Annotated in this window: 12 protein-coding genes and 1 tRNA gene; 2 read left to right on the top strand and 11 right to left on the bottom strand. The window is 41.6% G+C overall.

The features are described from left to right. Positions 1 to 28 precede the first annotated feature (28 nt). The 11 genes from ybgF to PASHI_RS07795 all read right to left on the bottom strand — a co-directional run bounded on the left by ybgF (position 29) and on the right by PASHI_RS07795 (position 11,463). Positions 29 to 790, bottom strand: coding sequence for a tol-pal system protein YbgF (ybgF, locus tag PASHI_RS07845; RefSeq protein ID WP_054561292.1), 762 nt, complete (start codon positions 788 to 790; stop codon positions 29 to 31). Positions 791 to 802: 12 nt separating this feature from the next. After that, positions 803 to 1,345: a peptidoglycan-associated lipoprotein Pal gene (pal, locus tag PASHI_RS07840; protein ID WP_054553016.1), complete on the bottom strand. Its 543-nt coding sequence runs from the start codon at positions 1,343 to 1,345 to the stop codon at positions 803 to 805. 34 nt (positions 1,346 to 1,379) lie between these two features. Then, complete coding sequence (gene tolB / locus PASHI_RS07835; protein ID WP_062565178.1) at positions 1,380 to 2,738, bottom strand: Tol-Pal system beta propeller repeat protein TolB; 1,359 nt, start codon at positions 2,736 to 2,738, stop codon at positions 1,380 to 1,382. A 9-nt stretch (positions 2,739 to 2,747) separates the two neighbouring features. Next, positions 2,748 to 3,686 carry a cell envelope integrity protein TolA gene (tolA, locus tag PASHI_RS07830; protein ID WP_054561290.1) on the bottom strand — a complete coding sequence of 313 codons (939 nt, stop codon included), beginning with the start codon at positions 3,684 to 3,686 and terminating at the stop codon, positions 2,748 to 2,750. Position 3,687: 1 nt separating this feature from the next. Next, a complete protein-coding gene (gene tolR / locus PASHI_RS07825; RefSeq protein WP_054561289.1) occupies positions 3,688 to 4,122 on the bottom strand; it encodes a protein TolR in 435 nt (144 codons plus the stop codon). Beyond that, complete coding sequence (tolQ, locus tag PASHI_RS07820) at positions 4,109 to 4,813, bottom strand: protein TolQ (protein ID WP_054561288.1); 705 nt, start codon at positions 4,811 to 4,813, stop codon at positions 4,109 to 4,111. The genes tolR and tolQ overlap by 14 nt, the downstream gene beginning before the upstream one ends. 1,144 nt (positions 4,814 to 5,957) lie before the next feature. Next, on the bottom strand, positions 5,958 to 6,962 hold the full coding sequence (gene ruvB, locus PASHI_RS07815) for a Holliday junction branch migration DNA helicase RuvB (RefSeq protein WP_054553011.1): 1,005 nt from the start codon (positions 6,960 to 6,962) through the stop codon (positions 5,958 to 5,960). A gap of 7 nt (positions 6,963 to 6,969) precedes the next feature. Next, positions 6,970 to 7,590: a Holliday junction branch migration protein RuvA gene (gene ruvA, locus PASHI_RS07810; protein WP_062565177.1), complete on the bottom strand. Its 621-nt coding sequence runs from the start codon at positions 7,588 to 7,590 to the stop codon at positions 6,970 to 6,972. Position 7,591: 1 nt separating this feature from the next. After that, the gene (gene ruvC / locus PASHI_RS07805) at positions 7,592 to 8,116 is read right to left on the bottom strand and encodes a crossover junction endodeoxyribonuclease RuvC (protein WP_054561285.1); all 525 of its coding nucleotides are present in this window, start codon (positions 8,114 to 8,116) and stop codon (positions 7,592 to 7,594) included. 136 nt (positions 8,117 to 8,252) lie between these two features. Further along, entirely contained in the window at positions 8,253 to 10,754 is a 2,502-nt protein-coding gene (locus PASHI_RS07800; RefSeq protein WP_062565176.1) for an ABC transporter permease, read from the bottom strand. Beyond that, the gene (locus PASHI_RS07795) at positions 10,744 to 11,463 is read right to left on the bottom strand and encodes an ABC transporter ATP-binding protein (RefSeq protein ID WP_054553007.1); all 720 of its coding nucleotides are present in this window, start codon (positions 11,461 to 11,463) and stop codon (positions 10,744 to 10,746) included. The genes PASHI_RS07800 and PASHI_RS07795 overlap by 11 nt, the downstream gene beginning before the upstream one ends. On the opposite strand from PASHI_RS07795, the gene PASHI_RS07790 reads away from it, so the two are divergent. Continuing rightward, complete coding sequence (locus PASHI_RS07790; RefSeq protein WP_062565175.1) at positions 11,464 to 12,081, top strand: arylesterase; 618 nt, start codon at positions 11,464 to 11,466, stop codon at positions 12,079 to 12,081. Positions 12,082 to 12,186: 105 nt separating this feature from the next. After that, positions 12,187 to 12,263 (top strand) — tRNA-Pro (locus PASHI_RS07785). Positions 12,264 to 12,405 lie beyond the last annotated feature (142 nt).

Here is a 12,405-nt window from a genome sequence, read left to right as displayed (position 1 = left end):
GTCAAAAAGCAGTCTAATCAGGTCAAATCTACATTTGCGACAGACGTTCTGTGGCTAATTTAGCAGCGGTAGTACTTGGGTACTGATTAATTAAATCATTAAAGGTTTTAAGGGCTTGCTCGCCTAAACCTTGATCCGCTAATAAGTTTCCTAACTTTAACATCGCATCTGGGCGCTTATTAGAATTAGGGTATTCATTCACAACAACTTTAAAGTGCTCAGTTGCACCAGCTTGATCGTTTTGGATTGTTAACAGCTGACCTAACCAATAATGCGCATTAGATGCATACACTGAATTAGGGTAAGTAGTTAAGAATGTTTGGAACTCAGGAATTGCTTGCTCATAACGTTTATCTTTCATGATTAACGCTACAGCACGCTCATAGGCTTCGTTTTCAGATAAGTCTGAACTAATTGCCTGAGATGCACCCACATCCGTATAAGTGTTAGTAGGTTGAGTTTGTGTTGCAGCAGGCTGGCTATAAGCTTGGCTTACACGGTTCTCAATCTCTTGATAAAGCTCACGCTGACGTTGTAATACTTTTTCAAGCTTATAGCTTTGCTCTTCAGTAATACCACGTACTTGGCTCACTTCGTCTTGTAAAATATTAAGCTGCTGCTGAAGCTCAGCTTGCAATAAATTACGTGACTTCATCATGTTTTCTAAAGCGACTAAACGCTTCTCAATGCTCGATTGCGAGCTTGCAGCTTCTGAAACAGGAGCGGGAGCAGCCCATAACTGGGTGCTCCCGCTTAAGATCATTGCTGCCAAAATAATTTTCGGCTTCATAATGACTCTTTATTAGTAAACTAATACTGCGCGACGGTTCTTCGCGAACGCTTCTTCAGTGCGAGACTTAACCATTGGCTTCTCTTCACCATAGCTCACTACTGACATTTGGCTAGCAGAAACACCTAAACTTTGTAGGTATTTTTCTACTGCTTGACCACGGTGCTCACCTAGTGCGATGTTGTACTCAGGCGTACCGCGCTCATCTGCGTGACCTTCGATTAGAACTTTAACTGAAGGGTTTTGTACTAAGAACTCAGCGTGTGCTTGTAATAGTTCAGCATATTTGCTTTGGATTTTTGCGTTATCAAAACCAAAGTAAATGATTTGCTCTTGACGTAACGCTTCGTATTTTTCACGAAGTGCTTCTTCAGCTTGTTGCTCTGGAGTAAGCGTTGCAACTTCAACAGTATCAGTGTTGTTTGATTGCTCAACCATACCTTGGTTAGATTGGTTTGCAGCACCTTCGTCAACACCTGAAGAAGAGCTACATGCCGCTAATGTCATCACTGGCACAGCAATTAGCAGGCCTTTTAAAGTTTTATTAAGTTGCATTTAATTGATTCCTATATTGAGTAAACCAGTAAAATTACTGTAAATAAGGCGACCAAGCTGGTGCCTTTACTTGTCCGTTTAGCACAGGTAAGCGTGCTTTAAAGCGACCGTCCATAGAAACTAACGCCAACACCTGTTTATTATTATGAAGCGTGCTGTAGATAATCATCGAGCCGTTTGGAGCGATACTCGGTGATTCATCTAAGCGAGTTCTAGTTAATACTTGGAACGCGCCTGTAGCTAGCTCTTTCTTAGCAAGATGGTATTGACCGTTGGTACGGTTCACCATCACTAATTCTTTTCCGTCTGGAGAAATCGAACCTGCTAGGTTCATATCTCCGTCAAACGTCATGCGTTTTGACCTACCAGTTTGCAAATTTAACTTATAAATCTGGGCATTACCACCCCTTTCAGACGTAAACACAATATCTTGCCCATTAGGGAACCAAGATGGTTCAGTATCTATACTACGGTGGTTTGTAAGACGTCTTTCTTTACGAGTTGCAAGGTCTAAAACATATACTTCTGTTGCACCATTTCTGTCTTTAGAAAGCACTAATAATAACTTTTTACCATCAGGCGAAAACTGCGGTGCACCATTAATACCAGGGTGACTTGTGATCAGCTCACGTTTACCTGTGTATAAATCTTGAATGTAAATTTGGCTTTGACGATTCTCAAATGTTACGTACGCAAGCTTAGTACCATCAGGTGACCACGCTGGTGACATTAATGGCTCTTTAGAGCGAAGTAACACTTGCTCATTAAAACCATCGTAATCAGCAACTACAAGCTGGTATGGCTTAGGTTCTTCTTCGCGAACAATCACATAAGCAATCTTCGTTAAGAATGCACCTTTTTCACCCGTAAGCGCTTCGTAAACTACATCACTAATGCGGTGCGCGTAACGGCGAAAACCTGTTTCAGCAATTACGCTTTCACGTGCGTCTAAAATGTGATCTTGGCTTTTAACTAATTGGCCATTGCTCATCATTTGCGTTTCGCCACCGGTAATTTGACCACGAATAACATCAATAAGCTCATACTTAACTAAGTAACGGCCATTTGTTTGCTGCTCGACTTGGCCTACAAGAACCGCTTCAACGCCTTTATTAACCCAAGCGCCGTAATCAACGTCGGTGTCAGTTGCTGGAAGCTGCGGCATTGTGTTCACGTCAATTGGCTTAAACTTACCACTACGCATTAAGTCAGCTGCAATCACTGAGCTTAATTTTTCAGGGATAGTTCCTACACCATTGTACTGGAAAGGTACAATCGCAATTGGACGTGCACCGTCAATACCATCGGTGATCACAATTTCTAGTGCAGCACTGGCAATGCCATGAAAGCCCAGTAATACAATAAAACATGCTGTTTTTATCTGGTTAAACATATCATTCCTTTAAAATTGAGGCGCTATTGTTAAATTAATATTTTTAAGTTGCTCAAATACTTCACGGTCAGGTGATACTGGTAGTGTGTCTGCCATACGTACCGCGCGCATTGCAGCTTCGCATACCAAGGTATCGCCGCCCAGTGATTTTACTTGAGTCACTAAGCCATTAAAACCAAGACGAATATTAAGACGACATTCTTTACCTTTCATCTTCTCATCTTTTAAGAAGTTTTGTTGAATGCGCGCCATAATTAACGCTTTATATTTTTCAACTTCGCCCACTACTTGTTGCTGGCGCACTTTATTACGTGCAGCCTGCTCAGCAGCTAATTGTTCTTGTAGCATTTGCTCTTGCAATGCTTGCTGGCGTTTACGCTCTGCTTCAGCTTCTTTGCGTTTACGTTCAGCTTCAGCTTCGGCAGCTTTACGCTTACGCTCTTCTTCCGCTTTCTTTAACGCTTCTTCTTCAGCTTTACGTTTTTCAGCTGCAGCTTTCGCTGCGGCTTCAGCTTCTTGCTTTTGCTTTTCAGCCTGTTGCGCTTTAGCTCGTTCTTTCTCTTGAATTTCACGTGCTTTCTTCGCTTGTGCTTCTGCTTCTGCTTTTTCTTTCTCTTTCGCGCGGCGTTGCTGCTCTAGCTTTTTAAGGCGTCTGTCTTCAGCTTCACGTTGCTTACGCGCATCATTTGCACGGCGCTCAAGGTCACGAATACGTTTTGCTTCGGCTCGTTTTTTTGCTTCTTCTTGCTTTTTAAGCTCGGCAATTTTCTGCTCAACCTTTTGCTGATCAACCGTTACTGCGGCAACGGCTTTTTCAGGCTCTGGTAAAGCAGGGTTCAGCGTTACTTCCATCACCTTAGGCGCTGGCATATGAAAATTAGCTGTTGCTACTAATAAACCTGCTATTGCAAGGTGCAAAAGAACCGATTTTACTACTGATGCACCCATACTAGCCTTTCGTCCCCTCGAATGATTCGGTCATAAGACCCACTGAAGGCACACCAGCATTTTTCAAAAAGTCCATAAGCAGCAGTACTTCTTGATAAGAAACACGGCCAGAACCTTTAATCATCACAGGTGTATCTGGATTTTTTTGCAGTTGAAGTTTAATTACCGCCGCAACATCCAGCGCTTCCATTGGTGCTTCTGGGTCAGTACCAATACTTACATAGTACTTACCTTCAGCATCAATTGACGCAATGATAGGCGGTGTATCTTTGGTATCAACTAAATCCGATTCTTCCATTTTCGGCAAATCCACTTTTACACCATGGGTAATAAGTGGCGCAGTTGCCATAAATATAATTAGTAGTACCAACATTACATCAATGTAAGGTACTACGTTTATTTCACCTACAGGGCGACGTTTCTTACGCTGATACATTCGCTTTAGCCTCTATTTGCGCAGCTGCTTGGCGGTGTAAAATATTGGCGAATTCTTCCATGAAGTTAATGTAATTACCTTCAAGCTTTTCTACTTTATTAGCAAAACGGTTGTAAGCAATTACAGCAGGGATTGCAGCAAATAAGCCCATTGCAGTTGCAATCAGCGCTTCGGCGATACCTGGCGCTACCATTTGTAGCGTTGCTTGTTTAACTTCACCTAACGCGATGAATGCGTTCATGATACCCCATACCGTACCAAACAGACCGATGTAAGGACTAATTGAACCCACTGTTGCTAAAAACGATAAACTAGACTCAAGCTTTTCAACTTCGCGCGACAGCGCAACTCGCATTGAACGATGTGTGCCTTCCATTACGATGCCTGCACTTTGAAATGTATTTTTCTTATGACGTGCAAACTCTTTAAATCCTGCAACGAATAATGCTTCAACACCTGATGCACCACCAGGACGAGCAGATACTTCGTTATATAATTTACTTAAATCAATACCTGACCAAAACTTTTGCTCAAAACGCTTAGCGCCATTAAGTGCATCAGAAATCGCTTTTTTACGTTGAAAAATAATTGCCCATGACATTACCGACATACCGACTAATGCCAACATTACTAGCTGGACAAGTACACTGGCTTCTAGAATAAGATCTAAAAAGTTAAGCCCTGATCCCACGTTAAACTCCTAAAATAGATTTCTATGTAATTTGTTATATTTTTTACACTTGCATTTATTGACCACAATCATGGCCAAAAGTTACATCTAGTGTATCTAGTCAGTTATAAACTGACAACGCTCTTGCTGTGAATTAGCGGCAAATAACGGTAAAAAGCAATTTGCTTAGTTATTTTTTAGCCATATTAGGTTTTATCAACACATTTACGCATATTTTCACCTTAATAATAAGTCACTAGAATAGCTCTCAAAAGCAACCAAAACAGCCAAAAACACGACGTTTATTCATAAATTACGCATAAACACCCAAAAGCACTTTTGCAAATCTACTACAGAATACTTAAACTAATCCTGAATAAAGATCACAAAAATTATAAAAACTCTTTTATTCAGAAGGTTAAAAACAAAATAGTTACAAAGTGAACAAAAAGAAAACAATTAAATTTTTAGCTCACATTAGTTTTTTTTATCTGAAAATAAAATTTTTCTAGTTTGAAGAAAAATCCATCATTGCGTATTATTTACCTATACCGAGCAAGCAACCTCATGAAAGTTTCTTTCATCAAGCTCCGTTTTTAGCAATATGAAGTTTCGTATTGCTCTAGGTTTACTTAAATCGGGATAAAACCTTATTCAAGTAGACCGTAGTTCCCTGGATTACTTCCTTCAACTTGTTGTTTGCCCGCATCCTTATGCGGGCTTTTTTTTGCCTACACAAACGCCAATGAGAATACCTACCGATAACTTAACAGCATGTGAATTACAGATGTTAAAATGAGACAACAACCCACTGGTTAGTGGTTAGTGGTTAGTGGTTAGTGGTTAGTGGTTAGTGGTTAGTGGTTAGTGGTTAGTGGTTAGTGGTTAGTGGTTAGTGGTTAGTGGTTAGTGGTTAGTGGTTAGTGGTTAGTGGTTAGTGGTTAGTGGTTAGTGGTTAGTGGTTAGTGGTTAGTGGTTAGTGGTTAGTGGTTAGTGGTTAGAACAAAGTAAAACCAATTTCATAGATAGCAAGCTTTATGTTTAATTACACAAAAAAATAAAACCACCCTCTCGATCAACTGATATCTAACTTCTGAAGTCTAACTACTAAAAAACCTAACTTCTAATGTCTAACTACAAAAAACCCCGCTTCGCGGGGTTTTAGTTATTTCTCTGGCGTTAGCCCAAAGTGCAGGTAAGCGATGTCTGAAACAAGTCGTCCGCGGGGGGTACGCTGAATAAAGCCTTGTTGAATTAAAAACGGCTCTATCACATCTTCAATGGTTTCTTTTTCTTCGCCAATTGCAGCCGCTAGGTTATCAAGGCCAACGGGGCCGCCCATAAATTTTTCGATAATAGCTAGCAAGTATTTTCTATCCATGTAGTCAAAACCGCTTTTATCGACATCAATCATATCGAGGGCTTGCTCTGCAACTGTAGCATTTACTTTACCGTCTGATTTCACTTGGGTGTAATCACGAACGCGGCGTAATAAACGGTTTGCTATGCGCGGTGTACCGCGTGAACGCTTGGCGATTTCGGTTGCGCCTTCATCACACATGGTTAAGTCTAAAAAGCTTGCTGAGCGGGCAACAATTTTTGATAAGTCTTCAACAGAATAAAACTCTAATCGCTGAACAATACCAAAACGGTCTCTAAGTGGTGAAGTGAGTGAGCCAGCACGAGTTGTTGCACCAATTAAAGTAAATGGCGGCAAATCAAGCTTGATAGAGCGTGCTGCGGGGCCCTCACCTATCATTATATCCAGCTGATAATCTTCCATTGCGGGATACAAAATCTCTTCGACTTGCGGGCTCAAGCGATGTATTTCGTCAATAAACAGTACGTCGCCTTCTTCAAGGTTCGTTAAAAGTGCGGCTAAATCGCCTGCTTTTTCGAGTACTGGCCCCGACGTTGTTTTAATATTAACGTTAAGCTCGTTGGCAACAATATTTGCAAGTGTGGTTTTACCAAGACCCGGTGGGCCAAATATTAATAAGTGATCCAGCGCTTCGCCACGGTGGCGAGCTGCCTCGATAAAAATTTCCATTTGTTGCTTAACATGCGGCTGGCCGGTGTAATCGGTTAACAGCTTTGGTCGTATGGCACGATCAACACTGTCTTCGTTACTTTGTTCACTCGCATCTATTAAGCGATCTGCTTCAATCATGGTTTACTCACAACATTGATTTTAGAGCTTCTTTAATTAGAACCTCGGTCGTCATATCTGGTTTGTTCACTGTTTTAACCGCTTTTTGTGCTTGCGGTAGCTTATAGCCTAATGCCACAAGTGCTGATACTGCGTCATCGGCAGCATTATTTGCCACAAGGGTATCATTACTTGATGGCTCAATGACGGCATTATCGCTAAATGGTGTAAATAAGTCATTACCCCAATCTTTGAGTCTGTCTTTCATTTCGAGCACTAAACGCTCAGCCGTTTTTTTACCAACACCCGGCAGTTTAACCAGTGTTGTTGCATCTTCATTGTTAACACAACTTACAAATTGCTGCGCCGACATACCCGATAAAATAGCTAGACCAAGTTTTGGCCCAACACCATTGGCTTTTAATAACTCTCTAAATAAAGCGCGTTCGGTTTTGTTGTTAAAGCCAAATAATAGCTGGGCATCTTCACGTACCACAAAATGGGTATAAATAATCGCTTGCTCACCCACTGCAGGTAAATCATAAAAGCAGGTCATCGGCATTTGCACTTCGTAGCCTACACCACTTACTTCAATAAGAATTTCTGGCGGCTGTTTTTCTACTAGTAAGCCATTTAATCGACCAATCATATTACTTCCTTAATCGTCCTCTTACGGTTTTGCTCGCACTGCCCGCAAGTTTTATTAAATTTTGTTCTGAATGTGCATGACAAATAGCAATTGCTAAGGCATCTGCGGCATCGGCTTGAGGGGTACCAGGCAGCTTTAAAATGTTTTTAACCATATGCTGTACTTGAGACTTATCGGCTCCGCCATTACCTACAACGGCCTGCTTAATTTGCCTAGCTGAATATTCATAAACTGGCAGCTCTGCCATTGAAGCGCCAACGATAGCAGCGCCACGTGCTTGACCGAGCTTAAGCGCTGAGTCTGGGTTGTGTGCCATAAACACTTTTTCTATAGCAAAACTGTCTGGTGAGAATTGCTCTACCAATTGACTGATCCCTTGGTAAATCATTTTTAAGCGTACCGGAAAATCGTGATCGGCCAATTTAATGCAGCCACTACCTAAATAAGTGAACTTAGCACCTTGGTGAGCAATCACGCCGTACCCTGTTAATCGTGAACCAGGATCAATCCCTAAAATAATCGCCAACTAACTGATCCGTCTATTATCATTATTATCTGCGGTTAATAATGCCAGAGCACTGTATAAATTACCAGTAACCAATTGCAATTCATAAAAAATGCCCGCAATTGCGAGCATTTTATAGCCAACCTTCAAGAGACTTTTACGCGAGTGAGCGTAATAAGCCTTGGGTATTTTTTCGCATTGTTCGCGCTATCATCAAATAGCCCAAACATGCCACGAATAAGCCACCGACGGCTGGGCCAATCACCCAAATATGAGGGTGGAACTTACCTGCTAAATCGAACATTTGTTTTTGCACTATTAACAGAGCGATGTCACTGACAATGGCAGCGACTAAACCTGCAGTAACGCCTAATAGTAAAAACTCATATAAGGTGGCATTTTTAATTAAGCGCCCTTTAGCACCTAAAGTTCGCAAAATAACAATCTCTTGCATTCGCTCACCCAAACTTGCTTGCACTTGTGAAATAAGTACTAAAGCGCCACAGGCAACCACAATCGCTAGTACAAAGCCAATCGCTAACGATACTTGCTCTATGGTTGAGCGAATTTGTTTAATGAAGCTTTCAACATCTATCACGTTAACCGTGGGGTATTGACGCATTAGCTCATTAAACTCTCGTTTTTTCTCTGCTTTAACATTTACTGATGAAATATAAGTAGCAGGAAAACTCGCAAGCACATCAGGGCTCAAAATAATAAAGAAGTTAGGTTTAAGCGTGGTCCAATTAACCTTGCGCACACTGGTAATTTTTGCATCGAATGATTGTGCACCAATTAAGAAGGTAAGCGTATCGCCAATTTTTACATCAAGGCGTTCAAGCATCGACTCTTCTACCGATGCCTCAGCTACTGAGTCTTCAGTAAACCATGCACCGTCGATAAGCTCGTTTTGATTAGGCAAGTCTTTACGCCAAGTTAGATTTAACTCACGGCCAATACCAGAGCGGGCTTCTTCATCTTTCTTTTCGTTGTCTTCTTGCGATACTTCGCGGGCAACCAACTCGCCATTGACAGCGTTTACACGGCCACGAACAACCGGATAGAAATCAGACGTTGGCATATCGTTTTGCGCTAAGAAGCTAGTTATAGGCTCTAACTCTTGCTCAGTAATGTTCACTAAAAATGAATTAGGTGCATTTTCAGGAAGCTGAGACTGCCAATCCGAAATCATGTCGTTCTTAAGTACAATTAAAAACAGTAATAACTTGATAGCCAAAGCAAAGCTAATTAATTGTACCGCATTCACATTGGCACGCTTTTGAATTGACGCAATCGCCAATGACCAACTGTTACCTGGGCTTAAACCGAGTTTGCGGCCACCACCAAAAATAACCTTTGATAAGCCAAATAACACCGCAATTAAAAATGCCGTCGAAAGGAACAAAATTGCACTAATTTTGATATTGTTACTAAATAACCACATCAGTAAAAACACAGTAAGTGCCGACATAGTAAGATGCACTTGACTTACCAATAAACGGTCGCCTAAGTTACGGCGAAGTACACGCAGCGGCGGAATATCAAATAAATCGAGTAGCGGTTTAATTGAAAACATAACTGCACAAATCACACCCGTGCTAATCGCAATGATCCAAGGTTTTGCCGATGCGCTCGGCAGTGCTGTGCCCATGGTTTGTGCTAAATAATCCGTCGCAACCGCTTGTAAACCATAACCAATCAGTAAACCGACAATCACCGACATTGAACATACAAGGCTCAAATGTAATAAATAGATTTTACGGATCATAGCGCGGCTACCGCCGAGCGTTTTCATCATCGCAACTGGGTCGTACTGACGCTCACAATAACGTTTCGCCGATACCGCAATAGCAACAGCAGCTAAAATAATGCCAAGCAAACCAGCTAGCAATAAATAGCTTTCGGCACGATTTAAACTATTAGAAATAGGTGACTGGCGGTCTTTAACACCATACCAACGCTGGTTTTCTTTCATCTGTGGTTTTAACCACGCATAAAAGCTATCTAAGTTGTCTTTGTCGCCAGCATAAAGTTGGCGGTAAAACACCCGGCTGCCCGGCTGAATTACCTCTGTAACAGCAATGTCTGCTTCATTAATTAAGATTCGCTGGCTGCTCGAGAACACATTAAACGGTGCATCTGGCTCTTCGGCTACAACATGACTAGCCGTAAACGTAGCAGCGCCAAGCTCTACTTTATCCCCCACCTTAATATTCAGCGCATAAAACACAGATTCACTTAACCACACTTCACCACGACTAGGGATGTCGTTTGTTACTTGTGGTTGGCCAGTCAGGCTGGTTTTTACTTTTAACTCACCTTTTAACGGATAAGTATTTGATACCGCTTTAACCGAGCCAAGTTGCATTTCGTCACCGGCAAATAACATGGTATCGAAGTAAGTTATTTTAGCGGTGCGTAAGTTATCTTGGTTGGCTTTATCTAAAAACTCAGCAGGTAAAGCATGGTTACTTGCTAAAACGCGATCAGCGGCAATAAAGGCACTGCTTTTTTCTTCAATACTTTGACCAATTCGGTCGGTAACCATAGACAGTGTTAAAACAGTGAGAACAGCTAAGGCTATTGCTGCACTGATCACTGTTAATTCGCCACGCTTAAACTCACGTGAAAACAGTTTTAGTGCTAATTTAGCCCACATTCGCTTGCACTCCTTCGTTTTCTTTTACAGTTACTAGCTGCCCTGCTTCAATATGTAAAATTTGCTGACACTTTTGTGCAAGCTGCTCATCATGGGTTACTAAAATGAGTGTCGTGCCGTGCTCTTTATTTAGTTCAAATAATAAAGACTCAATTAACTTACCGTTTTTGCTATCTAGGTTCGCAGATGGTTCATCGGCGAATAAAATTTTCGGTGTGCCAATAAATGCTCTCGCAATTGCTACACGTTGCTGCTCACCACCAGATAATTGCGAGGGGTAATGACCAACACGATGGCTTAAGCCTACTTTTTCGAGTAGCTCAAGTGCTTGCTGCTTAGCGTCTTTGCTACCCGCAAGCTCAGCGGGAAGCATTACGTTTTCAAGGGCTGTTAAACTTTGTACAAGCATGAAAGACTGAAACACAAAACCTACTTTTTCAGCGCGAAGTGCTGCCCGTGCTTCTTCATCTAATTCGTGTAATGCGGCTCCATCTAAATGGATACTACCACCGGTAGATTGGTCAAGGCCTGCTAATAAACTTAATAAAGTAGACTTACCCGAACCAGAGGTGCCTACCACTGCAACTGAGTCGCCCGACTTGACATTAAAGCTGATGTCACTGAGGATGGTCAGGTCGCCCTCAACCGTGGTGACCGTTTTAGAAAGTCCTTTAACTTGAATGATGTTTAATTGAGAAAGCGCTGACATATGATGCATCCAATCCTACGTTTTATATTCGTTTTACTGTTAGTAATCAAACCACTTACGGCAGCAGCTGACAACACAATTTTAATTCTAGGTGACAGTTTAAGCGCCGCTTACGGACTTAAACAAGAGCAAGGCTGGGTTAAATTGTTACAAGATAAGTACGATGAAAAAGACCAATCTGTATACCTAGTAAACGCCAGTATTAGCGGTGAAACCACAGGCGGTGCCCTTAGACGACTCGACGCGTTACTGAGCGAATTTGAACCCACTCATGTACTCATTGAGCTTGGCGGAAACGATGGTTTACGAGGTTTCCCTATTAAACGCCTGCAAGCTAACCTACGTGATTTAATAACAAAAAGCCAACAAATCGGGGCGAAAACCGCCGTAATGGAAGTGCAAATTCCACCTAACTATGGCCCGCGTTATACCAAACTTTTCACCGATAGCTTTAAAACCATTGCCGATGAAACAGATTCTGAGCTCATGCCCTTTTTCATGCTTAGTATTGCAGGCCGTCCAGAACTTATGCAAAACGATAACCTGCACCCTAATGCCGATGCTCAGCCATTAATACGCGACTTTATGTACAAAACGATCAACGATTGGCTAGATTAACCTCTAGCCCATTGATTTAATACCGATTGCCTGAACAATTAACAGGCAATCGAACTGCGGAGATATTGATTTTTATAAAAAAAGCCGTACTATGGCTTGCAACGTCGGCATATAGCGCAGCTTGGTAGCGCACTGTCATGGGGTGTCAGGGGTCGCAGGTTCAAATCCTGCTATGCCGACCATTTTTCTACTCCCTATTCAATAAGTTAATTAAATTTACTTTCCTGTAAGTTTATTTTACTTTTTAAAGTATGTTCTCTTCTACCTTGATGAAATTAAAGATCAAAGGTATTTTTCGAGTTAAAGAATTAATATTAAAGAGAC

It is taken from the genome of Pseudoalteromonas shioyasakiensis, from assembly GCF_001550135.1.
GTDB classification, from domain to species: domain Bacteria; phylum Pseudomonadota; class Gammaproteobacteria; order Enterobacterales; family Alteromonadaceae; genus Pseudoalteromonas; species Pseudoalteromonas shioyasakiensis.
The sequence above is the reverse complement of the archived record's forward strand: the minus strand, read 5'-3'. Positions and strand labels throughout refer to the sequence as shown.